Source organism: Rhodopseudomonas boonkerdii (assembly GCF_021184025.1).
In the GTDB taxonomy this organism is placed as follows: Bacteria; Pseudomonadota; Alphaproteobacteria; order Rhizobiales; family Xanthobacteraceae; genus Tardiphaga; species Tardiphaga boonkerdii.
The window spans coordinates 3491338-3515508 of the sequence record NZ_CP036537.1 but is presented as its reverse complement, the minus strand read 5'-3'; the positions used below and the strand labels follow the sequence as shown (position 1 = coordinate 3515508).

Annotated in this window: 25 protein-coding genes; 10 read left to right on the top strand and 15 right to left on the bottom strand. The window is 63.4% G+C overall.

Annotated elements, in window-relative coordinates; genetic code table 11:
• Positions 1-64: 64 nt before the first annotated feature.
• Both E0H22_RS16125 and E0H22_RS16120 read right to left on the bottom strand, forming a co-directional pair.
• The gene (locus E0H22_RS16125) at positions 65-1879 is read right to left on the bottom strand and encodes an ABC-F family ATP-binding cassette domain-containing protein (protein ID WP_233022023.1); all 1815 of its coding nucleotides are present in this window, start codon (positions 1877-1879) and stop codon (positions 65-67) included.
• Positions 1880-1888: 9 nt separating this feature from the next.
• Positions 1889-2368, bottom strand: a complete 480-nt coding sequence (locus E0H22_RS16120) for a YaiI/YqxD family protein (protein WP_233022022.1) — start codon at positions 2366-2368, stop codon at positions 1889-1891.
• A 176-nt stretch (positions 2369-2544) separates the two neighbouring features.
• Here E0H22_RS16120 and E0H22_RS16115 point away from each other — a divergent pair, with 176 nt between their 5' ends.
• A complete protein-coding gene (locus tag E0H22_RS16115) occupies positions 2545-3345 on the top strand; it encodes a hotdog family protein (protein WP_233022021.1) in 801 nt (266 codons plus the stop codon).
• Positions 3346-3463: 118 nt separating this feature from the next.
• Here E0H22_RS16115 and E0H22_RS16110 read toward each other — a convergent pair whose 3' ends face one another.
• The gene (locus tag E0H22_RS16110; protein WP_233022020.1) at positions 3464-4033 is read right to left on the bottom strand and encodes a glutathione peroxidase; all 570 of its coding nucleotides are present in this window, start codon (positions 4031-4033) and stop codon (positions 3464-3466) included.
• 63 nt (positions 4034-4096) lie between these two features.
• Entirely contained in the window at positions 4097-5569 is a 1473-nt protein-coding gene (locus E0H22_RS16105; RefSeq protein WP_233022019.1) for a L,D-transpeptidase, read from the bottom strand.
• Positions 5570-5942: 373 nt separating this feature from the next.
• Here E0H22_RS16105 and E0H22_RS16100 point away from each other — a divergent pair, with 373 nt between their 5' ends.
• The 3 genes from E0H22_RS16100 to E0H22_RS16090 all read left to right on the top strand — a co-directional run bounded on the left by E0H22_RS16100 (position 5943) and on the right by E0H22_RS16090 (position 8234).
• Positions 5943-6491, top strand: a complete 549-nt coding sequence (locus tag E0H22_RS16100) for a CreA family protein (RefSeq protein WP_430715160.1) — start codon at positions 5943-5945, stop codon at positions 6489-6491.
• A 216-nt stretch (positions 6492-6707) separates the two neighbouring features.
• On the top strand, positions 6708-7529 hold the full coding sequence (locus E0H22_RS16095) for an SDR family NAD(P)-dependent oxidoreductase (protein WP_233022018.1): 822 nt from the start codon (positions 6708-6710) through the stop codon (positions 7527-7529).
• 312 nt (positions 7530-7841) lie between these two features.
• Positions 7842-8234 carry a nuclear transport factor 2 family protein gene (locus tag E0H22_RS16090; protein ID WP_430715280.1) on the top strand — a complete coding sequence of 131 codons (393 nt, stop codon included), beginning with the start codon at positions 7842-7844 and terminating at the stop codon, positions 8232-8234.
• Positions 8235-8336: 102 nt separating this feature from the next.
• Here the strand turns inward: E0H22_RS16090 and E0H22_RS16085 are convergent, their stop codons facing one another.
• From E0H22_RS16085 to pdxR, 3 genes are all read right to left on the bottom strand, one after another.
• Complete coding sequence (locus E0H22_RS16085) at positions 8337-8582, bottom strand: DUF6719 family protein (RefSeq protein WP_233022017.1); 246 nt, start codon at positions 8580-8582, stop codon at positions 8337-8339.
• An 11-nt stretch (positions 8583-8593) separates the two neighbouring features.
• On the bottom strand, positions 8594-8746 hold the full coding sequence (locus tag E0H22_RS16080) for a hypothetical protein (protein ID WP_233022016.1): 153 nt from the start codon (positions 8744-8746) through the stop codon (positions 8594-8596).
• A 78-nt stretch (positions 8747-8824) separates the two neighbouring features.
• The gene (gene pdxR, locus E0H22_RS16075; RefSeq protein WP_233022015.1) at positions 8825-10336 is read right to left on the bottom strand and encodes a MocR-like pyridoxine biosynthesis transcription factor PdxR; all 1512 of its coding nucleotides are present in this window, start codon (positions 10334-10336) and stop codon (positions 8825-8827) included.
• 127 nt (positions 10337-10463) lie between these two features.
• Between pdxR and E0H22_RS16070 the strand changes: the two genes are divergently transcribed.
• Positions 10464-11201, top strand: coding sequence for a pyridoxamine 5'-phosphate oxidase family protein (locus E0H22_RS16070; protein WP_430715159.1), 738 nt, complete (start codon positions 10464-10466; stop codon positions 11199-11201).
• 52 nt (positions 11202-11253) lie between these two features.
• The gene (locus E0H22_RS16065) at positions 11254-12537 is read left to right on the top strand and encodes an ArgE/DapE family deacylase (RefSeq protein ID WP_233022013.1); all 1284 of its coding nucleotides are present in this window, start codon (positions 11254-11256) and stop codon (positions 12535-12537) included.
• Positions 12538-12641: 104 nt separating this feature from the next.
• Here E0H22_RS16065 and E0H22_RS16060 read toward each other — a convergent pair whose 3' ends face one another.
• On the bottom strand, positions 12642-13436 hold the full coding sequence (locus E0H22_RS16060) for a cobalamin-binding protein (RefSeq protein WP_233026389.1): 795 nt from the start codon (positions 13434-13436) through the stop codon (positions 12642-12644).
• Positions 13437-13540: 104 nt separating this feature from the next.
• Between E0H22_RS16060 and E0H22_RS16055 the strand changes: the two genes are divergently transcribed.
• Together E0H22_RS16055 and E0H22_RS16050 are read left to right on the top strand one after the other, a co-directional pair.
• The gene (locus E0H22_RS16055) at positions 13541-13939 is read left to right on the top strand and encodes a PaaI family thioesterase (protein ID WP_233022012.1); all 399 of its coding nucleotides are present in this window, start codon (positions 13541-13543) and stop codon (positions 13937-13939) included.
• A gap of 169 nt (positions 13940-14108) precedes the next feature.
• Entirely contained in the window at positions 14109-14762 is a 654-nt protein-coding gene (locus E0H22_RS16050; RefSeq protein WP_233022011.1) for a GNAT family N-acetyltransferase, read from the top strand.
• 505 nt (positions 14763-15267) lie between these two features.
• Here the strand turns inward: E0H22_RS16050 and E0H22_RS16045 are convergent.
• Both E0H22_RS16045 and E0H22_RS16040 read right to left on the bottom strand, forming a co-directional pair.
• Positions 15268-15567 carry a hypothetical protein gene (locus E0H22_RS16045; RefSeq protein WP_233022010.1) on the bottom strand — a complete coding sequence of 100 codons (300 nt, stop codon included), beginning with the start codon at positions 15565-15567 and terminating at the stop codon, positions 15268-15270.
• Between the two features lie 128 nt (positions 15568-15695).
• Positions 15696-16379, bottom strand: coding sequence for a DUF2161 domain-containing phosphodiesterase (locus tag E0H22_RS16040; protein ID WP_233022009.1), 684 nt, complete (start codon positions 16377-16379; stop codon positions 15696-15698).
• A 134-nt stretch (positions 16380-16513) separates the two neighbouring features.
• Here E0H22_RS16040 and E0H22_RS16035 point away from each other — a divergent pair, with 134 nt between their 5' ends.
• Complete coding sequence (locus E0H22_RS16035; protein ID WP_233026387.1) at positions 16514-16975, top strand: MgtC/SapB family protein; 462 nt, start codon at positions 16514-16516, stop codon at positions 16973-16975.
• Between the two features lie 197 nt (positions 16976-17172).
• A complete protein-coding gene (locus E0H22_RS16030; RefSeq protein ID WP_233022008.1) occupies positions 17173-19290 on the top strand; it encodes a DEAD/DEAH box helicase in 2118 nt (705 codons plus the stop codon).
• 160 nt (positions 19291-19450) lie between these two features.
• Here the strand turns inward: E0H22_RS16030 and fabG are convergent, their stop codons facing one another.
• The 5 genes from fabG to E0H22_RS16005 all read right to left on the bottom strand — a co-directional run bounded on the left by fabG (position 19451) and on the right by E0H22_RS16005 (position 24114).
• Positions 19451-20131 carry a 3-oxoacyl-ACP reductase FabG gene (gene fabG, locus E0H22_RS16025; RefSeq protein WP_233022007.1) on the bottom strand — a complete coding sequence of 227 codons (681 nt, stop codon included), beginning with the start codon at positions 20129-20131 and terminating at the stop codon, positions 19451-19453.
• Between the two features lie 15 nt (positions 20132-20146).
• Entirely contained in the window at positions 20147-21361 is a 1215-nt protein-coding gene (locus E0H22_RS16020) for a multidrug effflux MFS transporter (protein ID WP_233022006.1), read from the bottom strand.
• Between the two features lie 50 nt (positions 21362-21411).
• Positions 21412-22515, bottom strand: a complete 1104-nt coding sequence (locus tag E0H22_RS16015) for an MFS transporter (RefSeq protein ID WP_233022005.1) — start codon at positions 22513-22515, stop codon at positions 21412-21414.
• 263 nt (positions 22516-22778) lie between these two features.
• Positions 22779-23099, bottom strand: coding sequence for an endonuclease domain-containing protein (locus tag E0H22_RS16010; RefSeq protein ID WP_233022004.1), 321 nt, complete (start codon positions 23097-23099; stop codon positions 22779-22781).
• Positions 23100-23526: 427 nt separating this feature from the next.
• The gene (locus E0H22_RS16005; RefSeq protein ID WP_233022003.1) at positions 23527-24114 is read right to left on the bottom strand and encodes a TetR/AcrR family transcriptional regulator; all 588 of its coding nucleotides are present in this window, start codon (positions 24112-24114) and stop codon (positions 23527-23529) included.
• Positions 24115-24171 lie beyond the last annotated feature (57 nt).

Genomic DNA, 24171 nt, shown 5'->3' with positions numbered 1-24171 from the left:
CATTGCGAGGAGCCCAAACGAATTGGCTTTGCCAATTCGTTTGGGCTCCTCGCAATGACGGTGCTTATGCACTCTCGATCTCTTCACGGAGCATTTCCAGCTCCAGCCATTTCTCCTCGGCGTCGCTGAGCTGCTGCTGTGCGCTCGCGATCGCCGCGCTCGCTGCATCGAACTTTTTGCGGTCCTTCGTATAGAGCGCGGGATCGTCGAGCATTTTCTGCTGTTTTGCGATCTCGTCCTGCAGCTTCGCCATAGTTGCCGGTAGCGTCTCTAGCGCGTGCTTGTCCTTGAAACTCAGCTTCTTCTTGGCCGCAGGCGCAGCGGCAACGGATTCTGCTTTCGCCGCTTTCACCGGCTCGCCGCTACCCTTCACGCCCTCACGCGTGAGATCGGCGCCACGTTGCGTCAGCATGTCCGTATAACCGCCGGCATATTCAACCCATTTGCCGTTGCCTTCCGGCACGATCACCGAAGTCACCACGCGGTCGAGAAAGTCGCGGTCATGGCTGATCAGCAGCACCGTGCCCTCATAATCACCAAGCATCTCCTCGAGCACGTCGAGGGTTTCGAGATCGAGATCGTTGGTCGGTTCGTCCAGCACCAGCACGTTTGAAGGCTTTGCCAGAGCACGCGCCAGCATCAGGCGGCCGCGCTCGCCGCCGGACAGCACTTCCAGCGGCGTGCGCATCTGTTCCTGCGCGAACAGAAAGTCCTTCATGTAGCTGACCACATGCTTCGATTTGCCGCCGACCATCACGTGATCGCCGCGGCCGCCGGTGAGGGCTTCGGCAAGGCTCCATTTCGGATTGAGGCTTTCGCGATGCTGGTCCAGCGTCGCCATTTCGAGATTGGTGCCGAAACGGATGCTGCCGCTATCCGGTGGCTCCGCGCCGGTGAGCATGTTGACCAGCGTGGTCTTGCCGGCGCCGTTCGGGCCGACAATGCCGATGCGGTCGCCGCGCTGGATGCGGATGGAGAATTCATCGACGATCTTGCGCTCGCCATAGGTCCGTGAGATGCCCTTGGCCTCGACCACCAGCTTGCCGGACTTGTCGGCCTCCGCTGCAGCCAGTGTCGCATTGCCTTGCACGCCGCGATAGTCGCGGCGTTGCTGGCGCAGCTCATGCAGCCCGGCGAGGCGCTTGACGTTGCGCTTGCGGCGGCCGGACACGCCGTGACGCAGCCAGTGTTCTTCCTCGACGATCTTGCGGTCGAGCTTGTGCTGGTCGCGCTCCTCTTCGGCAAGCACTTCGTCGCGCCATTCCTCGAATGCGTTGAAGCCACGATCGATCTGACGGATCTGGCCGCGATCGAGCCAGGCGGTGCCGCGCGACAGATTGCCCAGGAAGCGGCGGTCATGGCTGATCAGCACCAGCGCGCAACGGCGACTCAACAGTTCGCCTTCCAGCCATTCGATGGTGGTGAGGTCGAGATGGTTGGTGGGCTCGTCCAGCAGCAGGATGTCGGGCGAGGGCGCCAGCGCGCGGGCAATTGCCGTGCGGCGCGCTTCGCCGCCGGACAGATGCATCGGATCTTCCTGTCCGGTGAGACCGAGCTGTTCGAGCAGATATTGCGCCTGATAGTGATCGTTGCCGTCCGCCATGCCGGCCTCGACATAGGCCAACGTCGTCGGATAGCCGGAGAAGTCGGGTTCCTGCGACAGGTATTGCACGGTGGCGCCGGGCTGCACGAAGCGGCTGCCGCTGTCGGCTTCGACCGTGCCGGCGACGATCTTCAGCAGCGTCGATTTACCGGAGCCGTTGCGGCCGATCAGGCAGAGGCGGTCGCCCTGCGACACCGTGAGTTCGACGCCCTTGAGCAGCGGCGTGCCGCCAAAGGTCAGCGAGATGTCCTTGAGCTGGATGAGCGGAGGAGCCATGACGTCAGTTCAACTTTGCTTGGGCGCGCTGGCAGCCTGATCGCGCTGGATGCGGCGGATCGTCTGGTCAAGCGCGGAGAGAAAGGCCGAGCGGTCGCGCGGCGCGAAGGATTTGGGGCCGCCGGTGATCTCCCCGGTGGAGCGCAGGTCGGTCATCAGATTGCGCATCGCCAGCGTCATGCCGATGGATTGTTCGGTGAACGGCTTGCCATTCGGCGCAATGACGGCGGCACCGGCCTTCACGCAGCGGCTAGCCAGCGGGATATCGGCGGTTACGACCACGTCGCCTTTGGTCGCACGCTCCGCGATCCAGTCATCGGCGGCGTCCATGCCGGAGCCGGCGGCGATGCATTCGATCATCGGGTCCTGCGGCACGCGCAGCCAGGTTCCGGCCACCACGCTGACCGGCAGTTTGAAGCGCGCGGCGACGCGGTAGATCTCGTCCTTCACGGGGCAGGCATCGGCGTCGATATAGATGCGGGTATTCAACGGTCGCCTGTGCTCCGGATGTCACAACGCCAGCGAGAACGTCAGTCGTTTTCGCTTGGGCCGGGTGGTGCCGACGGGGGGCGCGGTTCCCGTCGCCTCGTCTTGCCTCGTGCGGGGCGAGGGGTATCATCTCCTGAACACGAATACCAATCTTCGCAGAGCGTTCGGGAGGAATCATGACACAGGGGATCGCGCCATATCGCGTCGAGGCCTTCAACACGGCCAAACAGTCCGAAAACAAGATGCATGACGATACCGTGGCGCGCAAATTCGGCTTCAGCGGCGGGCTGGTGCCGGGCGTGGACGTGCTGGCCTATATGGTGCACCCCGCCGTCGCGCATTGGGGACGGGATTTCCTGGAGCGCGGGCTGATCGAGGCAAAGTTCATCAAGCCGGTCTATGACGGCGAAACCGTGGACGTAACGGCGGAGCAGGCGGGCGAGGCGCTGCGGCTGGCGGTCGAAGGGGGCGGCGAAATGCGCGCCACCGGATCGGCGTCGCTGGCATCGTTTCCCGTGGTTCCGGCGCTGGAGGATTTCCCCGAAACGCCGGCGGTCGAGAAGCGATTGCCAGTGAGTTCCGCCTCTTATGCACAGGGCAAATGGCTCGGTACCGCGCCTCGGGTGTGGCCCGAGGACGGGCTTGCCGAATATCTGGGCGAAGTGCGCGAGACGGATGAGCGCTATCTGCGTGAGGGCCTCGTGCATCCCGGCGTGCTGCAGCGGATCATGAACAAGGTGCTGGTCGACAATGCCATCCTTGGCCCGTGGATTCACGTCGGCAGCCGCATGCAGCTGTTGGCGGCCGCCAGCGTCGACGACGAACTGGTGGCGCGGGCGAAGGTGACCGGCAATTACGAGAAGAAGGGCCACCGCTTCGTCGAACTCGACGCGCTGGTGGTGGCTAACGGCGTGACGCCGGTGGCGCATTGCCAGCACATCGCGATCTATCAGCCGAGGGAAGTGGTCGCGGCATAATGCTCACTGTCATCCCCGCGAAGGCGGGGATCCAGTAGACGCCGACGGTCGGGTAGGATCATCGATCTCGGTGCTTATTGGATCGCCCGGTCAAGCCCGGGAGACGAGAAGCCGTCCCTCACACCGCTGTCAGCGAGCGCGCCACCGCTGTCTTCACGCGTGTATCCATCGGCTCCAGCTCGGAGCCGAAGGCATCCGCGAGATAACCGTCGCGGCCGACCAGATATTTGTGAAAGTTCCAGCGCGGCAAGTCGCGGGGGCGCGCTTCGGCGGCCCATTTGTAAAACGGATGCGCGTTCGGCCCCTTCACGACGGTCTTCGCGGCAATCGGAAAGCTGATGCCGAAACGGCCATGGGCGATGTCGTCGATCTCGTGCGGCCCGCCGGGTTCCTGATTGCCGAAATCGTTGGAGGGAACGCCGATCACCGTCAGGCCGCGCTCGCGAAATTCGGTCCACAGCTCCTGCAACCCCGCATATTGCGGGGTGTAACCGCATTGCGAGGCGGTGTTGACCACCAGGATCGGCTTGCCGGCATAGTCGGCCAGCTTGATCTCGCCGCCTTTCAGGCCCGGAAAGGAAAAGCCATAGGCCGTCATCCGGCTGGCCTGTGCGTCGGCACGCGATAGGGCCGCGACAGCAGCTACGCCGCCGAGCAGCGTTGTCAGCACATGTCTGCGGTTCATCATGATACGCCTCTTGCGTCGGAGATGGCAGGGTGATCCCGCCGGCATCCGACGTCAACCGGCTCATCAGCGCATGGGAACGACGAATTCGGTGCCCTGGCCGGTTTCGCCGCCGGCCTTGATGCTCTGGTCGGAGACGATGATCGAGCCGCCGGTGGCGATCGCCTCGGCGATCTGCGCCATGGCGTCGTCGGGGATGTTGATGCGATCGAGCGCCTCGGCGGCGCTGTCAGGGAGCGGTGGCGCTGCGGCGGTGATGGCTGTCTGCTTGCGGCCGGCCCCTGTGGTCGCACGATGCGGCACCGCAGGCAGCGACATCGCCGTCCAGTGAATTTTCTTGGCTTCGTCCTTGTCGATGCGCGCGGTGAAGATATGCGTGCCGAGCGGTCGGTCGCTCGCCTTGATGGTGATGTCGGTCTCGAACAGCGGCGAGAAATTCTGCCGCACATAGAGCTTGCCGTCCTTGCCGCTGATCAGCACCGCGATCTGGCCCGTACGTTTCGGCGACGTATCCGGCGGCGGCGGAATGTCGACGGCATCGAGCTTGGCCGCGCCTGGCTTCGCTCCGACCTGCGCCTCGGCCTTGGGCGCATCGGCGCGCTGCGTGTCGTCCTGTTGCATCGCCGGCGTGGCGGCGAGCGGCGATTTCGGCGGCAGATCCTCGGCGCGGGCTTCCGGCGCCTTCTTGTCTTCCGTAGCCGGTGCTTCGACGATCTTGGCCGCCGCGGCATCGACGTCCTGACGCGTCACCCGCGCGGGAGCGTCGGCCTTCTTCTCCGCAGGTTTTGCTGTTTCTACGTCGGCCGCTGGCATCTGGGCCATCGCCGCATTCACATCCGACAGAACCGGCTTCGCCGGCCCGCCGAGCGCATTGGCAGCATCGGCCGTCACGGTCTTGCTGCGCTCGCCGAAGGTCGCCGGCTTGAGACCAAGATCGGTAGACTTGCCGTCTGCCGGCTTCGCCGTCGCAGGCTGTACACTGGGTGCCGCCATCGGCGCGGCCGCAACAGGCACCGGCTTTTGCGCGATCAACTGCGGATGCGAAAACTCGGCTGGCGAAATCTCGCCCGGCGTGATGATCACGCGAGCGCCCATCCGCGTCCAGGCCCACAGCTTGGTCGCAAAGGCCATCGGCATGCGGATGCAGCCATGGGAGGCGGGATAACCGGGCAGGGCTCCCGCATGCAACGCGATGCCGGACCAGGTGATCCGCTGCATATAGGGCATCGGCGCGTCGCTATAGATATTCGACTTGTGCCATTTGTTCTTCTGGATGACGCTGAACACGCCTGTCGGCGTCTCATGGCCTTTCATGCCGGTGGAGACACGGGTCTCGGCGAACAGGCCGTTGGCATCGAACACACGCATGGTCTGCTTGTCGATGGAGATGGCGATGACCAACGGGCCGACCGGCTTGGCGTGCTCTCTCGCCTGTTTCTCCAGGGCGATGCCCTGCTGCTTCAGCCGGTTGTCGCGGTGAACATTTGGCCGTGGGGGCGGTGGTGGCGGCGGCGGCTCCATCATGCTGCGCGGGCGCATCGGGTCTTCGTCGAACCAAAATACAGCGTGCGCCGGCGCTGCCGCGCCGAAGACGAAACTGGCCAGCAATACCGCTTGCAGCAACTGGCGCGGGGACGAAACATGACGCGCAACAGAGGTGCCGCTCAGAAGCATGCGCTTGTGGACGGAGCTCCCTGAAAACTGAAAAAACGTCACGCTGTAAAATCCTTGAATCCGTTGCAAAGCGTTAGTGTCGCGGACGCAAAAGGCGTTCATCGGCGGGCGAATCGTACCTCCGCAGTTATGCCCGAAGGTAACAAAAAACACTCACATTGGATTAACGCGGCGGCCTGCGGTCTACCGCCGCGTGGCACAATCGCTACATATGCGCCTCGGGAACACGGAGAGTTGAATGTCCTTGATCGCTTTGAGCTTTCGCTTCGGTTGGAAGCAGATCGTCACCCTCGCGCTGGCTGCCGCGATGCTGGGCACAGGCGCGATCGCGCATGCGGCGGATGAGCCCGACCTGATCTTCCGCCGCTCAACCGTGTTCAAATGGCTGAGCCCGAACGACAAGCTCGCCACCTACGGGGTCGACGATCCCGAAGTCGAGGGTGTCGCTTGCCACTTCACGGTGCCGGAGAAGGGCGGCTTCAAAGGCTGGCTCGGCCTCGCCGAGGAGGTCTCGGACATCTCGCTGGCCTGCCGGCAGATCGGCCCCATCAGGTTCAGGAACAAGAGCGATCAGGGCGACGACATGTTCCGCCAGCGCCGCTCGCTGTTCTTCAAGAAGATGCAGATCGTGCGTGGCTGCGACGCCAAGCGAAACGTGCTGGTCTACATGGTCTATTCGGACCGGATCATCGAGGGTTCGCCGAAAAACTCGACCTCGTCGGTGCCGATCATGCCATGGGGGCAGACGGATGCGGCCGTTCAGAAATGCGGCGATTACATTAAATAGCGGCTAGCCAGCCTGCGTTGCCTGTTCGTGGCGCATGCTGTTTCTGCTCCTTCCTGCACGATGGCGCAGCTGTCGGCTGGATCGCCTGTAAGAAGTGCAATCGATGTTTACACTTTTGCGGCGAACTGAGGCATTGCGGTGGGATGATGTCGCACGCTATCGTCCACGCTGGAATGCAGCGCCGGGGCCTTGGGGTGCGTGCTTCAGGGGACTTCGATGGCAGGCGACGGACGTTTGAACGGCAAGGTGGCGATTGTCACCGGCGCGGGTTCGCGCGGCAACGGGATCGGCAACGGACGCGCCGCGGCGGTGTTGCTGGCCCGACATGGTGCCAGGGTTGCGCTGGTCGATCTGAATCCCGACTGGGCCGAACAAACTGCGAGTCTGATCGCGGCCGAGGGCGGCGCTTATCACATCTATGACGGCGACGTCAGTGATCCCGCCACCTGCGAGGCCATCGTCGAGCGTACGGTCGGAGGCTTCGGTCGTCTCGATATCCTGGTCAACAATGTCGGCATCACCGGGCCGCGCGGCAATGCCGTCGAAGTCGATAGCGGGGCATGGGACGACGCCATGACGGTCAACGTCACCTCGATGATGCTGATGTCGAAATACGCCGTTCCCGCGATGATCGGATCGGGCGGCGGCTCGATCATCAATCTGACCTCGGTCGCGGGCCTGCGCGGCGGTCATCCCAGTCTGTTATATCCGACGTCGAAGGCGGCGGTGATCGGCCTTACCAAGGCGATGGCGGCGCATCACGGTCGCAGTGGCATCCGTGTCAACTGCATCGCGCCGGGGACGGTCTACACGCCCATGGTCGCGTCGCGCGGCATGAGCGAGGAGATGCGTCGCGCGCGCATTGCGACGACCTTGCTCGGCACCGAGGGAACCGGCTGGGATGTCGGCAACGGTGTGCTGTTTCTGGCGAGCGATGAAGCCCGCTGGATCACGGGTATCACGCTGCCCATCGACGGCGGCGCAAGCGCCGGCGAGAGCAACACGCCGGTGCCGCCGAGCGAGCCGGAGAAGCATTAGACTCCGCGCCACCGAACTGAACACTGGATCTCGTCCCGGGCGCGCTGCAGCGCTGTCGCGCAGAACCGGGACCGTAACGAACTCCGGCGTTTGATACGGTCCCGGCTCGGCGTCGCGTCCGGGACAAAATCTCAATCTTGCACATTGGACACTGGATGTCCTTCAGAGCGGTTCGCGGCAAAGTGATCCTGACTGCTTCCGCCGCAGTGATAGGAGCTTTTGTGCTCGGCCCTTCGGCTGCGCGGGAAAGGGATCATGACAATGCGTTTTTTCACGGGGCTGGCTGCAGCTTTGCTTCTCTCGACATCGGCAATGGCTGCGGACACGGCGACGCAGGAGGCCAACAAGAAAACGGTGGTCGAGTTCTACGAGAAGGGACTGAACCAGAAGGATTTCGAAGCTGCCGCGAAGTATTTCGGCCCGCGTTATGTCCAGCACAATCCGACTGCTGCGGATGGCATCGAAGGTTTCAGGAAGTTCATCGCCTTCCTGCGCGAGAAATTCCCGGACTCCCGTAGCGAGATCAAGAAGGTCTTCGCCGATGGCGACTATGTGATCCTGCACGTCCATGCGGTGCGCGAAAAGGGCACCCGCGGCAACGCCATCGTCGATATCTTCAAGCTGGAAAACGGCAAGATCGTCGAGCACTGGGACGTCAACCAGCCGATCCCGGAAAAAGCCGCGAACGACAACGGGATGTTCTGATCGTCGTCATTGCGAGGAGCAAAGCGACGAAGCAATCCGGTTATTTGCCCGAAGCTCTATGGATTGCTTCGTCGCTCAAGCTTGATACGGCGGCGCGCGATATCAGCGAATTCGCGTCGCGCTGCGCGGCACGCATTTTTTCACGCGGGCGACGCCGCCGTTGGCGGCCAGCGTCGCGCCCATCACTTCCTTGATCTGGCCGGTGGGGCAGGAGCCGTCATCGACCCAGATGCGCTGGCCCAGACGCAGATCGATAATGTCATCCTCGCGCGACACCTGATCGATGGCGAAAGCTGGCGTGGCGGTGGTGACGATGGCGAGAATGCCGAAGGCGATGGCCGCGCGCATGATGAGATCCGTTACTTGTTCTGCACCTTCAGGCCATCGGGCCCGACATTGATCTGCAGGCCCTGCGGCTCTTTCTTTTCCTGGTAGAGATTGTAGCCGAGGACGCCGATGCCGACGATGAGTGCGCCGATGATGAGATAGAGCACGTTGCGATTGCCGGACATGAGGTCTCCTGGAGGCCATTGGGGATGCAATTTACGGACGCGTGCCCGATTCTTGAAGCGAGCGGCTGTTCCCCATAATCACGATCCCCGGCCGTGGGTTCCACGACGCGGTTTCGCCGTTGCTTGTCGGTGAACGCGCAAGGCTGCCGTCGACGCCTTCGCAAGCGTCTCCGCAGCGGCGACGATCTTGCGGATGGGGTGCCCGGAAAAGCCGAGCACGAAACCGGGCGCCGGTCGTGCGCGCAGATAGGTGTCAGCCAGCAGCCAGCCTTCGACGCCTGCGGCGGCCTTGGCGTCGGCAGCGGTCTGCAATGGTGTCGCGGGCGCAAATCGCGCCACCAGATGCAGCCCCTGTGAGGGGACGGGGACCGAAAGCTGTCCATCCGATGCGTCGATCAAAGTGCGCGCCAGCGCATCCCGCGCATCGCGATAGCGGCTACGCACCCTGCGCAGATTGGCGGCGAAGGCGCCGGAATTCAGCATGTCGGCGATGGCGCCTTCCATGACCGTGGCGGGAAAGCGGTCCATTGCCGCACGTGCCGCGGCGACGGGGCTGATCAGGTTTTCGGGCAGCGCGCAATAGCCGATGCGCAGGCCGGGAAACAGCGTCTTGGCGAAGGTGCCCATATAGACGACGCGGCGCAGGTGATCGATGCCGGCGAGCGAGAGAAGCGGTGCGCCGTCGTAACGGAATTCGCTGTCGTAATCGTCCTCGAACACGAAAGCATCGGCGGTGCGCGCCCAGTCGAGCAGTTCCAGCCGCCGCGGCATCGCCATCTGCACGCCGAGTGGAAACTGATGCGACGGCGTCACGTAAGCAGCCCGCGCATGCGGCGCCGTCGCGCGGCCCTTGGCGACGATCATGCCGCGGTCGTCGACCGGTACGGAGACCGGCCGCCCGCCGTAGTGCTCGATGGATTTTCGCGCGGCGGGGTAGCCGGGATCTTCGACCCAGATCTGTTCGCCCGGCTTGAGGATGGCCGACAGCACGATGCGCAGCCCGTGCTGGGTGCCCGAGGTGAGCATGATCTGGTCGGGATCGCAGCGCAGGCCGCGCGCCGAGAGCAGGTGATTGGCGATGGCGATGCGCAGCTCGAGGCTGCCGCGCGGATCGCCGTAATGCAGATGCTCGCTGCCGAAGGTGCGCAGGCGGCGGCCGGCAAAAGTGCGAAAACGACGTAACGTCGTTTCGTCGATATCGGTGCAGCCGAGCGCCAGCGTGCCGCGCTGCGGCTCCGCGATGGCGATGCGTTTCGGCGCCTTGCCTGCGATGGCCGACGGGATGCGCTCGGCCACGAACGTCCCGGAACCGACGCGCGCGACCGCAAAACCGTCGGCGATCAGCCGTTCATAGGCATCGGTCACGGTGTTACGGCGAAAACCGGTCTGTGCGGCCAGATGCCGCGACGGCGGCAGGGCGTCGCCAGGCTTGGCCATGCCCCCGGTCATGGCATGGCGCAGCGCCTGATACAGGCGGTCGGCCGCGGCGGCGTGCTGGTCGATATGGGCACCGTGAAGATCGAGGGGCAGTTCGTGCGGCGTTGCCGTGGCCGATTTTCTGGCGCGAGAATTGGTCGGAATTTTTCGCATGGAATTGGCACTATCGCAGACCAATTAGGTGGCTACAACAATTCTAAGAAACACAATCCCTTGTCCCGGACGCGGAGCATCGCTTCGCGCCGTACCGCGTCCGGGACACGCGTTCGACATCAGGAGAATGACCGTGACCACGACCGACGACAACGCCGCGCCATCATATCCGCTCAGTCAGCGCAACCGCGTGAAGCGGCGGCACGATCGCGGTTTCTACGACCACGAGACCGTGCACAGGATTCTCGATGCGTCGATGATGTGCCACGTGTCCTATGTGATCGACGGCCAGCCCTACTGTACGCCGACCTTCTTCTGGCGCGAGGGTACGACGTTGTACTGGCACGGATCGAGCGCCAGCCGCATGCTGAAGAACCAGACCGCGCATCAGCGCGTCTGTCTCACGGTGGCCTTTCTCGACAGCCTCGTGCTGGCGCGCTGCGGCTTCAATCACTCCGCCGACTATCGCGCCGTCATGGCGTTCGGAAATGCCTATCTTGTCACCGATCCCGATGAAAAGGATCGCGCCGGCATCGCCATGGTGGATCGCTTCTTCCCCGATCGCACCGCCAGCCTGCGCGCCTCCACGGCGCAGGAGATGAAGGCGACGTCCTTCGTCGCCATGGAGATCGAGGAAGCCTCGGCCAAAATCCGCGCCAAGGGCGTCGCTGACGACGACGAGGATTACGAGCTGCCGATCTATGCCGAGCGCATTCCGGTAAAGACCGTGCTCGGCGCACCGGAGCCGTGCCCGCGGCTGCTTCCGGGTGTCGAACGGCCGGCGACGCTTGCGGCTTACAGCGAGGGCAGGTTGCTCGAAGATGCGCTGACGGATGCCTATTTTATGCAGTACCCGAAGGGGTGAGGCGAGGTTAGGTTGCCGGCGCGATCGATCGAATCTCACCGGAGCCTGATGCATGACTGTCGCCGATACGCAGCGAAAAATCCTGGATGCCGTCGATAACGCTTTCGACGCGCAGCTCGAGACGACGAAGGATTTCGTTGCGATCCCCTCGACGCGCGGCGCCGAGGGGCCATGCCAGGACATGATGGGCGAGCTGCTGCGCGCCCGCGGTTATGAGGTCGACGACTGGCACGTCGATATGGGTGAACTCGCAGGTCTACCCGGCGTCGGAATCATCGAGCATGATTTTTCGAAGGCGCGCAGCGTGGTCGGCACCTACAGGCCAACCACCACGGCCGGCAAATCGCTGATCCTGCAGGGCCACTGTGACGTGGTGCCGGCGGGCCCACTCGATATGTGGGAGACACCGCCATTCTCGCCGGTCATCAAGGACGGCAGAATGTATGGCCGCGGCGCCTGCGACATGAAGTCGGGCACCATCGGCGCGCTGTATGCGCTCGATGCGATCAAGGCCGCCGGTCTCAAGCCGACGGCGCGTATTCACTTCCAGTCGGTCATTGAAGAGGAAAGCACCGGCGTCGGCGCGCTCTCCACGCTGCAGCGCGGCTATCGTGCGGATGCGTGCTTCATTCCCGAGCCCACCGCCGGCAAGATGGTGCGTGCGCAGATCGGCGTGATCTGGTTTCGCATCAAGGTGCGCGGCTTCCCCGTCCATGTTCAGGACGCCGGCAGCGGCGCCAATGCCATCAAGGGAGCCTATCATCTGATCGAGGCGGTTGAACAACTCGAGGCGGAGTGGAACAGGCGTGCCGAAACTGCACCGTATTACGACAAGGTTCATCATCCACTGAATTTCAATCCCGGCATCATCAAGGGCGGCGATTGGGCATCCAGCGTCCCGGCCTGGTGCGATGTCGATTGCCGGATCGCGATCCTGCCGGGGTGGTCGGTGCAGGAATGTCAGGCCGAGATCAAAGCCTGTATCGACAAGGCGGCGCGTGCGCATCCGTTCCTCGCCAACAATCCGCCCGTGGTGGAGTGGTCCGGCTATCAGTCGGAAGGTTATGTGCTGACCGACGCGGAAGCCCCTGAAGCTGCCTTCGCAAAGGCCTTTGACGCCGTCTATGGCGGCGGCAAGCCGCAGGACGTCACCAACACCGGATTGACCGACACGCGCTTCTACGGCCTGTATTACGACATCCCCGGCCTCTGCTTCGGCCCCGAAGGCAAGGACATCCACGGCTTCAACGAATACGTGGACCTGGAGTCGGTCCGCAAATGCACCAAGGCCATGGCGCTGTTCATTGCAGAGTGGTGCGGCGTGGAGCAGGCGTAATTACAGCTCCGTCATTGCGAGCGCAGCGAAGCGATCCATTGCTTCGTCGCTTCGCCAAGAGGAAAGCCGAAGGCTTTCCTTGACCTCGCAATGACGGCGGAAGCTCAGCGCATGGCGTCGCCCCATAATGCCTTCACGATCGCATCCAATCCATCCGTCAACGCCGCCGGTCCCGGTTGCAGGATCAGCGGCGACTTGATTTCGACGATGCGATTGTTGCGCACGGCCGGAATGTCATGCCATCCCGGCCGCTGCCTGATCCTGTCTGCCACGACTTTCTTGCCGCACCAGGAGGCCAGGATCACATCCGGCATCGCATCGCGCACCTCGTCAGGCGACACGATGCGATCCTTCGCCGCTTTGCGGGACCGCATCTGTGGAAACACGTCGATCCCGCCGGCGAGTTCGATCAGTTCCGAGACCCAGCCGATGCCGGTGATGAGCGGATCGTCCCATTCCTCGAAATAAACGCGCGGTTTTGGCTGCCGCAATTTTGCCGCCGTGCTGACGCTGGAAAGCCGCAACGCAAGCTCGTTAGCGAGCGCATCCGCGCGGTTTTTCGCGTCAGCAAGAGCGCCCAAAGTGCCGATCATCGCGAGGATTCCGGCAACATCGCGTTGATTGAAAACATGCACGGCGACACCGGCGCGGATCAGCGCGGCGGCAATGTCGGCCTGCAAATCCGAGAAACAGAGGACGAGATCCGGTTCCAGCGCGAGAATTTTAGGCACGTCCGCGGAGATGAAGGCCGACACCCGCGGCTTCTCCCGCCGCACCTGCGGTGGCCGCACCGCATAGCCGGACACGCCGACGATACGATCCTGCTCGCCGAGCAGATACAGCGTCTCCACGGTTTCTTCGGTGAGACAGACAATCCGTTCGGGCGGAAAATGGCGCATCGCACCGCTATGCCGCGGAAACAAGGGCTTGTCACGATGCGCTGCTTCCGTCTCCATAAGCCATCAGTCCGCGCCACGACGGACGAATGCACAGGGAGAATTCGATGACGCTGCTCGACAAGATCAAAAGCACCCCGATGCCGTTCTCGGTGTCCATGGGCGTCACTTTCATCGAAGCCGAGCCGGAACGGGTGGTCGCGACCATGCTGGTGCGCGAGGATCTCTGCACCACGCGCCATATCATTCATGGCGGCGCGGTAATGGCGCTGGCCGATGCAGTCGGCGCCGCGGCCACGGTGATCAATCTGCCGGAAGGTGCCAAGGGCACCACCACCATCGAGAGCAAAACCAATTTCGTCAGCGCTGCCGCGGCCGGAATCACAGTCCGGGCTATCGCAACCCCGATCCATCGCGGCCGGCGAACCCAGGTCTGGCAGACCCGGATCGAGACGGAGGAGGGCAAGCTGGTGGGGGTCGTGACCCAGACCCAGCTGGTGCTCTGATCTCACGCTGTGGTGAATTTCCGTTAATTTTCAAGGTTATCGCATAGCTCGCCTGCGGCAGGTGCGGTCTTGTCGCAGCGCTTCGATCTTGAAATTCTTTGTGCGATGCACAATATTGGGGTCGTACAAGAATCAAGGTGTTCCGGCGGCTAACCGTCGGAATCGGATCATGTTCAGCCCCGCAACGATCATCGCACTCGCCCACCGGACGCCCAAGGCTTCAGCCAAGAGCGGACCGGTTCGTATTCTCGCCACCCACGAACTCCCGCTGTTTCGCGACCATCTGCTGCGCCTCGACCGCGAGAGCCGCCGTGATCGTTTCAACGGCTCGCTGGGTGACGACTGGGTTGCGAACTATGCCGAACGTTCGGTGCATGACGGCACGGTGATCCTGGCCTATTTCGAGGATGGCGTCGTGCGCGGCGCAGCCGAGCTGCACCAGGCCGACCTGACCAATACCGAACCGGAAGTGGCGTTCAGCGTCGAAAGCTGCATGCGCCGCAAGGGCGTCGGCAGCATCCTGTTCACCCAGTTGATCGCTAAGGCGAAGTCGATGGGGTACAAGAAGCTGCGCGTGACGACCGGCGCGCAGAACGATGCGATGCGGGCGCTCGCCGCCAAGTTCGGCGCGAAGCTTTCATTCCGTCATGGCGAATCCACCGGACTCATCGATCTCACAGCCGAGCCCGTGACGGCCAAGATCAAGCCGCAGCCCAAGCCACAGCCGAAGGCTGGGGTGCTCGATGTCGCCAAGGCCGTCGGTGATTACAATCGCGCTGCGTGGCGTGCATGGTTCAACGCAACGGGCATCAGCAAACGCTGACCGATACGCTCACCCTCATCCTGAGAGTCTGACTGGAAATGCAGTCCGTTGTTTGGTGCTGCTGGTCGCCCAGACGGAGCGCGACACACCGCCCCTCATGGTGAGGAGGCGCGCAGCGCCGTCTCGAACCATGAGATGGCTTGGCTCGGCGCTCTTCGGCCATCCTTCGAGACGCCGCTACGCGGCTCCTCAGGATGAGGGACGGAGAAGCGAGATACTGAGTTGAACGCGGCATTGTCACGAGCAAAAGCAGTCGAAAAGCGCCAGACCGCTTTATGAGTCAGACTCTCACGAGCCGCGAAGCGGCGTCTCCTTGCGACTGGCGAAGTCAATTGCTGGGGATGGCGGCTAGCTCTGAGGCTTACCAACTCATGGTTCGAGACGGCGCTGTCAGCGGCGCAATTGCGCCGCTTGGCCTCCTCGCCATCAGGGACGGAGTAGGTTCATCGCAAAACAAAGCAGGGCCAAAAACCCTGCTTTTTCATTTCAGAAGCGAAATTCGCAATCATGCGCGCTTGGCGACCGCAACCCTGCGGGTGACGCGGCGCTCGACGACGACGGTGCGTTGAGCGCCCTGTTCGCCGGCGATAACACGGCTGACGCGCAGCGTGCCGGAAGGGCGGCTGGCTTTCTTGACCTGCGCCTGGACTTCTTCGATCGGCAGGCCCATCAGCGATGCCGCGATTTCGGCCTGCTGGTCGAGGTCCTCGGTGATGCCGATGGCTGCGAAGATGGCTTCGTCCAGCGTCGGCGGATCATGCCGCACGCGCCGGGTGCCATATTTCGTATTCCACTCGCCGCTCATCGTGCTGCCTCTAGGTTGATATCGGCTTCCTAACGAAGCCATTGTTGCATTGCAATATGAAAAACCCATGGCAAGGCAGCCATGCGTCAACACGTCCACATCATCGCGAACTGATTTGTTAGGTAGCTTTATTGCAAAGCTGAGTCCGGCGCCAGATCGCGCGCCGGCTGCGGCCACTTTTCCAACGCCTGATGGCCCGCGGGCGTAAGTCCGTAGATGCCGCGCGCGATCGGCTCGAACCAGCCATAGACGTTCCGGTGCAGGATCTTCTGCGCATCCGGATAGGTGGGTTTGAGTTCTTTCAGTTTGCGTGGGCCGAGGGCGAGGGCGGCTGCGCAGCCGAGTGCCTGCTGACGGTAGGCGGTCATGATCGGTGTCTTGGTGCTGCCGCCGAGGGCGGGGTCGCCGATGCGTTTTCGATGCTCGGCCACCAGACGGGCGCGCTTTTTCGGATTGCGCCGCGGCGCCGCGATGGGCGGCTCCACCAGGATCTCCACGACGCCCGCATCGGTCACGCCCAGCATGCCGAAGCCGAGTCGGCGGCACAGGTTGCGATAGCGCGCATCGCTCTCGCGGCCCTTGCCGCGAATCGACATTTTGGCGGCAATCCAGAGTTCGTCGCAGGCGCCGGCGCGCTCCACGGCCTGCAGGATCAGCTCCAGATTAAATGAAAGCTTGAGCTCGCCGATCACCACGATGGGCGGATCGTCGCCCTTCAGCGCCACCAGATCGCAACCCGATATCTCGCCCTTCACCGAAAAGCCGAGGCCTTCGAGGAAGCGTTTCACTGGGAGGTAGAGCGAGGTTTCCAAGATATGGCCGCTTGATGAGACGAAGCGTCGCGGCAACCGCGACTCGGGCGTCGAGTTTATCCGGGTTGCCTTGCCTTTGGCACCTGAAGTGCCCTTTGAAGATCATCGGAGTTAACGTGAAGACTTTACTCGAAATGTCTGATAGCTTTCGTGTATTGCCTCATCTTGTTGCGCTTTCCATCGCATATATTTTAGCGCTGCCGATCGGCTGGAACCGCGAGCGTGCCGAGCGCAGCGCCGGCCTGCGCACGTTCCCGCTGGTTGCTTTGGCAAGCTGCGGCATCGTCCAGGCGACCGAAGGTATTCTGAACGGTCATCCGGAAGGTACCGCCCGTATCATTGAAGGCCTGATGACCGGGATGGGGTTCATCGGCGGCGGCGCCATCCTGAAACATGGCGGATCGGTGCGCGGCACGGCCACTGCCGCCAGCCTTTGGGCGACCGGCGCTACGGGCGCGGCGGTGGGGCTTGGCGCCTATGACGTGGCGGTGGTGATCTCGCTCTTCACCTTCCTGACCTTGTGGCTGCTGGTTCCATTCAAGGAAGAGGGCGGCAAGGAGGACGAGAACGGGCTGAAACCGCATAGCGAGATGTGAGCGGCATCGGGCTGGCGCTTTGCTGCAAAGCAGCGTAGAAGGGCGTCATCCCGATACGCACCGGACTCCCTGGACCCGACGTGACCGTCAAATGAAGGACGGCAGATTCGATTCCGTTTGGTCCCAGTATCTCGATGTCGAACATCAGATGAGTCCCGGCCGCGTGATACGGCCTGCCGCAACCAAGGTTACAATCCGTGTCTTTTCAATCGACGCCTCCGGCGCTCGCCCGCGCATTGGCTGAGCGCAACTACAGCGAATCCACCCCCGTTCAATCGGCCGTGCTGGCTGATGATGCCGTTGGCCGCGACTTGCTCGTTTCGGCGCAGACCGGCTCCGGCAAGACCGTCGCCTATGGCCTCGCCATTGCGGCCGACCTCCTCGAAGGGGCCGAGCGGCTGCCGCAGGCCGGTGCGCCGCTGGCATTGATCGTCGCGCCGACCCGCGAGCTTGCGCTGCAGGTGCATGGCGAACTGACCTGGCTCTATGCCCAGGCCGGCGCCCGCGTCGTTTCCTGTGTCGGCGGTATGGATCCGCGCGCCGAGCAGCGCGCGCTCGCTGCCGGCGCGCATATCGTCGTCGGGACGCCGGGCCGTCTGTGCGACCACCTCCGCCGCAATCGCCTCGATATCTCGCAGCTCAAGGCGGTCGTTCTGGATGAAGCCGACGAGATGCTCGACATGGGCTTTCGCGAGGACATGGAGTTCATCCTCGAGACCACGCCGGAGAGCCGTCGTACGCTGCTGTTCTCGGCGACCATGCCGCGCGGTATCGCCAATCTCGCCAAGGAATATCAGAACGACGCCTTCCGCATCGAAGTCGCCGGCAGTGAAGGCGGCCATTCGGACATCGAATACCGCGCGATCCGCATCTCGCCGAACGATGTCGACCATGCCGTCGTCAACGTGCTGCGCTATTTCGAATCGCCGACCTCGATCGTGTTCTGCAACACTCGCAATGCGGTGAAGCATCTGCAGGGCGTACTGCTGGAGCGCGGTTTCTCGGTGGTCGCGCTGTCGGGCGAGCTGTCCCAGAACGAGCGCACCCATGCGCTGCAGGCATTGCGCGACGGCCATGCGCGTATCTGCGTCGCCACCGACGTTGCCGCGCGCGGTATCGATCTGCCCAATCTCGGTCTGGTCATCCATGCCGAACTGCCGAACGATCCCGAAGTGATGCAGCATCGCTCCGGTCGCACCGGCCGGGCCGGCCGCAAGGGCGTCAGTGTCTTGCTGGTGCCGCCATCGCGCCGCCGCCGCGCTGAATTCCTGCTGCAGCTCGCCGAGACCGAAGCGGTATGGAGCGCGGCGCCGACCGTGGACGAAATCCGCGCGCTCGACGAAGAGCGCATGATGTCGGACCCGATCTTCGACGATGCGGCGAATGAAGACGATTCCGTGTTCGCCAAGGCGCTGCTGGAGAAGCATTCGGCCGAAATCATCGCGACGGCGCTGGCGCGGCTTTATCGTTCGCGCCTGCCATCGCCGGAAGAAGTCGAGGATCCCGGCACCTATCGGGGCCGTGAGGATCGCGCCGGCAGCCGCCGCAAGGGCGAGGATGGCTTGCCCGTCCGCAAGACTCCGAAGAAGAGCGAGCCGATGGGCGAGGGCGCAAGATGGTTCCGCGCGGCCATCGGCCGTACGAAGAATGCCGAGGCCCGCTGGCTGCTGCCGATGATCTGTCGCCGTGGTGGCATCGAGAAGGTCGATGTCGGCGCCATCAAGATCTATGACGGCGCAACCGAGTTCGAGATTTCGGCAGCTGCGGCCGATCGTTTCGTGTCGATGATCAAGCGTCCGGACAAGGAAGACAATATCCGCATCGAGGCGCTGCCGAACGGGCCGGAAGGCGGCACCGTCACGCCAATGCCGCGCGAGGACCGCGACTTTGCGCCGAAGCGTCCGCGCAAATTCGACAAGGGCGGTGACTTCAGGAAAGACGGCGACCGGCCGGACTTCAAGGCGAAGGATTCGTATAAAGGGAAGTCATGGAAGGATGACGGACCGCGCGAGCGTCCTCGCAGCGACAAGCCGTATGGCGGCAAGAATTTCGAGGACAAGCCGCGCGGTGATCGGAAGCCGAAATATGATCCGCTGAAAGCGGACCGCGCTCGCGAACCGTCTGCAAGCTGGGATGATCGCAAGCCGAAGCGTGACACTGGCTACGAGGGCAAGAAGCCCTACGAAGGCAAGAAGCCGAACTTCCACGACAAGCCGCGCAAGGAGAAGGCCCCCTATGTCGCCAAGGCCAAGCGCGATGGCGGTGCGAAGTTCGAGAAGCCGGCGTTCGGGAAGAAGAAAAAGAACCGGGGCTGAGGCGGACGCGCATGTCCTCGTTTAACTTGTCGTCACCCGCCTGGCGCGCAATTGCGCGCCTGGAGCGGGTGACCCAGTAGACACGGGGGGCGTGATTTGCACTGACGCCAATGTCTACTGGATCGCCCGGTCAAGCCGGGCGACGACAACAGAGTGCTGATCACACCCGTCCGCGCACCGGCACCAAAGCGCCGGTGATCGCACTTGCGGCGTCGCTCGCCAGAAACAGGATCACGCTCGCAAGCTCGTCGGGCGTCACCCATTTCGCAAAATCCGCGTTCGGCATATCGCGGCGATTGGCCAATGTGTCGATCGTGGAGGGCAGCACGGCGTTGACCGTGACCCTGCCTTTCAGCTCCGCCGCCAAGGACTCCGTCAATTTGTGCACGCCGGCCTTCGAGGCGGCGTAAGGCCCCATGCCGCTGCCGGCCTCGAGCGCGCCAAGGGCGCCGATATTCACGATGCGGCCGGCGTTCGATTTCACCAGATGCGGAATCGCAGCGCGCGACGTGTTGAGCGCGGTGAGCAGGTTGAGACGATGCATCGTCTCCCAGCTCTCGTCGTTGCCATCGGCAATGGTTTCGAACTTGAATGCGCCGGCGATGTTGATCAGCACGTCGATGCGCCCCAGTTGCGCAACGATGTCGTCGATGGCCTTGCTGGCCTGCGGCGCAGCGGACAGATCGACACCGCCGATCTGCAAGCGCTGCGGCGTCGAGGGGGCGTCGTTACGGCCGTGGTCGATCACAGCCACGGTCGCTCCCTCGTTCAGCGCGCGATCGGCGACGACCCGACCGAGCGCACCGGCGGCGCCCGTGATGACAACGATCTTCTTCTGCATCGGTAATACCTCCGCCTAGCTGTGATCGGTCCCCGCTTTCGCTGCGGGAAGGACCCAGAGATAGATACTGCCTGCGACGATCGCCATGACGGACATCAGCCCGGTCATCACCAGCGCGGGATGGCCGAATGGCTCCAGCACCGCGATCATGGCGCTGGCGAAGGAGCCCATCACCATCTGGGTGCAGCGCATGACGCCGGCGGCGGAGCCTGCCACATGCGGCAGATTTTGCAGCGCTTCGTGATTGGTCGAGGGGGCGAGAATACCGAAAGCGAAAATGGTCAGCGCCATCAGCGGCGTAAGCGACGCAACGGTCACGGCATTGGCCGGAACGAGCAGCAGCGCTGCGAGGGCGCTTGCCGCCATCAACACCAGGCCGAACGCGATGATCTTTCGCGACGGCACGTGACGCTTGCTGAGCTGCCCCGAGATCAGGGAGGCCACAAGCACGCCGCAGGAGGTGAGGCCGAACAGCAGCGCAAAAGCGGTGGTGGAGAGCTTGAGGCTGCCGATCAGCACCGATGGTGCGCCGGAAATGAAGGCGAACATGCAGGCGAAGGCGAAGGCATAGAGCGTGGCATAGCCGACAAAGGCGCGATCGCCGAGGACGAAGCGATAGCTCTCGGCGAGCTGTCGCGGATTCAGGGAGCGGCGGTTTTCGACAGGCTGGGATTCAGCGAGGCCGATGGCGCCGACGATCAACAGGGTGACGCCGACCAAAGCCTGCGCGGCATAGATCGCGCGCCAGTCGGCAAACGTCATGATCCAGCCGCCGAGCACGGGCGCGAGCATCGGCGCGATACCGAGCACGGCGGCGATCTGCGACAGCTTTTGCCGTGCGGCGCCGTGAACGAACAGGTCGCGGACGATGGCGATGGGCAGGATCGCGCAGGCGCCCGCGGCAAAGCCCTGCAGCAGGCGGCAGGCGAGCAGCACGGTAAAATTCGGGGCGAGGGCGCAGGCAGTGGCCGCGAGCGAAAAGATCAGCAGGCCATCGAGCAATGTGGCGCGGCGGCCGAAGCGGTCGGCCAGCGGGCCGCAGATCAAGGGTGAGATCGCAAAGCCGGCCATGAACAGGCTGAGCGTCAGCGGGCTGCGCCCGGCTGCATCGGGGAATGTCGCCTCGAGAGCTGGAAAGCCCGGCAGGCCCATGTCGATCGACAGAGGCGGCAGCGCGGTCAGGGTGCCCAGGAACGCGGTGAAGGCAAACGTTTCGCGCCCGAGCGCCACAATGAATTCCTTGAATCGAGAAGCGAGGCGGCGACTCTTGCCGCCTTTCGTCATTCTGCCGGACTGATCTGCGCCGGCAAGACCCTGCGATCGATGAGGGTTGTTAGAGTCATTGCGAGACCGATCAGCGCCACGCAGGCGGCGAGAAGCGGCAGTTGACCGTAGTGGACGCCGAGATTGATGGCGATACCGCCGATCCAGGCGCCGGTGGCGTTGCCGAGATTGAACGCGCCCTGATTCAGCGTCGAAGCGAGATTGGGCGCGTCGGTGGCGGCATCCACCACCCAGATCTGCAGCGGCGAGACCAGCGCGAAAGCGATGCCGCCCCACAATACGAGCAGCGCGATGGTCGGAATCACCAGATGTGCGACGAGCGAGAGCAGGCCGAGCACGATCGCGAGGCAGATGAAGGCGCCGATCACCGTGGAGAGGAGATTCTTGTCGGCGAGGCGGCCGCCGATCAGATTGCCGATGGTGAGGCCGACGCCGATGGCCAGCAGGGCGCCGGTGACGCCGTGCGGGGTAAGGCCGGTGATGTCCTCGAGCAGTGGCGTGATGTAGGTGAACAGGCTGAACATGCTGACCGAGGCGGTGGTGGAAATCAGCATCGGCAGCAGCACGGGCCAGCGGCCGAGCGCGCGGAATTCGCGGCCGAGGCCACCTCTCGGGCCGGGCAAGCCCGAGGGGACATAACGCAGGATGGCGATGAAGGCGACGATGCCGATGACCACCACGGCCCAGAACGCTGCGCGCCATCCGGCGGCCTGGCCGAGCGCGGTGCCGAACGGGACACCGAGGACATTCGCCAGCGTAAGGCCCGCGAACATCAGCGACACCGCCTGCGCGCGTTGCTCGCGCGGCACGAGATTGCTGGCGACCACGGCGCCGATGCCGAAGAAAGCGCCATGGGAGAAGGCGGTGACGATGCGCGCCGCCATCAGCAGATTGTAATCGGACGCGACGGCGCAGCCGACATTGCCGATGGTGAACAGCGCCATCAGTGACAGCAGCGCCGCCTTGCGCGGCATGCCGGCGGTCGCCATCGCCACGATTGGCGCGCCGACCACGACCCCGAGTGCGTAGCCGGAGACAAGATAGCCGGCCTGGGGAATCGTCACCGACAGGCTGCGCGCCACATCCGGCAGCAGGCCCATGATAACGAATTCGGTCGTTCCGATGCCGAACGACGCCGCCGCAAGGGCGAGAATGGGGAGAGAGAGGCGAATTTGGCATTCTCCTGCGCGGAAATATTGCGGCGCGATATAAGACGGAGTGCCATGTTCGCAGTTGCAGCGCAAAGGCGCCACGCAGGACGCAGCAATGCACGCAGCGGCGATCTCGATATCGTGAAGTTGTGGATCGCAGCATGGGCAAATAGCGCTCCCCTGCAGGGGGAGGGTCGATGAACGCGCAGCGTTCATCGGGGTGGGGTGGCCGACTTGCCCCATACACGACGGCGATGTTTCATCGGCGCAGACGCCACGTCGCGTCCGCCGTGCAGTTCGATATAGATGCGTTCGAGCACGGATGGCAGCTCGTTGTCGATGTCGTTCCAGAACCGAAGGACACGATAGCCTTCTGTTTCCAGCCATCGCTGCCGCCGCACGTCGCGGCGAGCTTGCTCGTCTTCGTTGCGATGACCGCCGTCGGGTTCGACGATGAGGCGTGTGGCTGGACAAAGGAAATCGACGACAGAAGGACCGATCGGAGCCTGGCGTCGGAAATGCGTGCCCTCCAACGAAAGCTCTTTCAGCACACGCCACAGGATACGCTCATGCGGTGTCCGCATTGCTGCGGAGTCTCTTTGCGGCTGCGCGACGGAGTGACGACGTAACCATTGCACGTCCCTCGACTGCGTTCACCCCACCCCGCTCGCTGCGCGAGCGACCCTCCCCCTGCAGGGGAGGGTAGGCGATGGTCAGCTTCACGCTAATCGAAACTCCGATGGAGTTCTACTCGAACGCGATGTCGATGAGGGGGGCGCGTTTGCCGAGAATGCGGCAGTTGCGAGTGATGTGGATGTCACTTGCCTGCATTGCTCAATCGTCGTGCGACGTCCTATCCCGTCATCCCCAATCCCGCAAGCATGATCGACGAATGGCGAGCGTGAGCCAACGGCAGAGGCGTGCGCACGCGAGAACTCAATCGTCATACGGGAGCATTGCCTATACGGGCGGCCAGCTGCGCATCGCCATATCGGCGAGCTTGCGCAATTGCTCGCGTGGCGCGCCGCCGGCGGCCTGTACAGCCATGCCCTGCAGGATGGCCGACACATAGCGCGCGAGATCGCCGGGATCTGCTCCCATGGGGAGATCGCCCTCGGCGAGGGCGCGCGTGAAACGAACGCGCAAGTCGTTCTCCCCTTTCGAGCGGCGTGACATCAGCTCCTGCTTGATGGTCTCGGCGGCATCGCCGCAGCACAGCGCGCCCTGTACGGCGAGACAGCCGGGGTTCCTGGGATCGGTGACGGCCTCGACTGATTCATAGAGGATGTGCTCGACCACTTCGCGGGCAGTCGGCTTGTCCAGCCCGGTGCGGAAATAGCCGCCGGGGCCGTCGACATAGCGATCCAGCGCTTTGCGGAACAGCTCTTCCTTGTTTCCGAAAGCCGCGTAAAGGCTCGGCTTGGTGATGCCCATGGCTTCGGTGAGGTCGGCCATCGAGGCGCCCTCATAGCCTTTTCGCCAGAACACATGCAGCGCGAGATCGAGAGCCGTGTCGGTATCGAATTCGCGCGGACGTCCCATGGCCATGGCCAGGTCCTCCAAAGATTTCTACCGTTTAGTAGATAAGTCCCTTGACAGTGGATG

Bases quoted from the DNA above. Each gene is read 5' to 3' on its own strand.
- E0H22_RS16080 (WP_233022016.1), bottom strand. From the start codon at position 8,746: ATGTCCGGCAATCGCAACGTGCTCTATCTCATCATCGGCGCACTCATC.
- E0H22_RS16045 (WP_233022010.1), bottom strand. From the start codon at position 15,567: ATGAGCGGCGAGTGGAATACGAAATATGGCACCCGGCGCGTGCGGCAT.
- pdxR (WP_233022015.1), bottom strand. From the start codon at position 10,336: ATGCGAAAAATTCCGACCAATTCTCGCGCCAGAAAATCGGCCACGGCA.
- E0H22_RS16015 (WP_233022005.1), bottom strand. From the start codon at position 22,515: ATGGGCCTGCTGCCGGATGTGGCGCGCAGCCTGTCGGTGACGATTCCC.
- E0H22_RS16050 (WP_233022011.1), top strand. From the start codon at position 14,109: ATGTTCAGCCCCGCAACGATCATCGCACTCGCCCACCGGACGCCCAAG.
- E0H22_RS16090 (WP_430715280.1), top strand. From the start codon at position 7,842: ATGGCTGCGGACACGGCGACGCAGGAGGCCAACAAGAAAACGGTGGTC.
- E0H22_RS16110 (WP_233022020.1), bottom strand. From the start codon at position 4,033: ATGATGAACCGCAGACATGTGCTGACAACGCTGCTCGGCGGCGTAGCT.
- E0H22_RS16035 (WP_233026387.1), top strand. From the start codon at position 16,514: ATGTCTGATAGCTTTCGTGTATTGCCTCATCTTGTTGCGCTTTCCATC.
- E0H22_RS16125 (WP_233022023.1), bottom strand. From the start codon at position 1,879: ATGGCTCCTCCGCTCATCCAGCTCAAGGACATCTCGCTGACCTTTGGC.
- E0H22_RS16065 (WP_233022013.1), top strand. From the start codon at position 11,254: ATGACTGTCGCCGATACGCAGCGAAAAATCCTGGATGCCGTCGATAAC.
- E0H22_RS16095 (WP_233022018.1), top strand. From the start codon at position 6,708: ATGGCAGGCGACGGACGTTTGAACGGCAAGGTGGCGATTGTCACCGGC.
- E0H22_RS16055 (WP_233022012.1), top strand. From the start codon at position 13,541: ATGACGCTGCTCGACAAGATCAAAAGCACCCCGATGCCGTTCTCGGTG.
- E0H22_RS16005 (WP_233022003.1), bottom strand. From the start codon at position 24,114: ATGGCCATGGGACGTCCGCGCGAATTCGATACCGACACGGCTCTCGAT.
- E0H22_RS16070 (WP_430715159.1), top strand. From the start codon at position 10,464: ATGACCGTGACCACGACCGACGACAACGCCGCGCCATCATATCCGCTC.
- E0H22_RS16085 (WP_233022017.1), bottom strand. From the start codon at position 8,582: ATGCGCGCGGCCATCGCCTTCGGCATTCTCGCCATCGTCACCACCGCC.
- E0H22_RS16100 (WP_430715160.1), top strand. From the start codon at position 5,943: ATGTCCTTGATCGCTTTGAGCTTTCGCTTCGGTTGGAAGCAGATCGTC.
- E0H22_RS16115 (WP_233022021.1), top strand. From the start codon at position 2,545: ATGACACAGGGGATCGCGCCATATCGCGTCGAGGCCTTCAACACGGCC.
- E0H22_RS16105 (WP_233022019.1), bottom strand. From the start codon at position 5,569: ATGCGCCCGCGCAGCATGATGGAGCCGCCGCCGCCACCACCGCCCCCA.
- fabG (WP_233022007.1), bottom strand. From the start codon at position 20,131: ATGCAGAAGAAGATCGTTGTCATCACGGGCGCCGCCGGTGCGCTCGGT.
- E0H22_RS16060 (WP_233026389.1), bottom strand. From the start codon at position 13,436: ATGCGCCATTTTCCGCCCGAACGGATTGTCTGTCTCACCGAAGAAACC.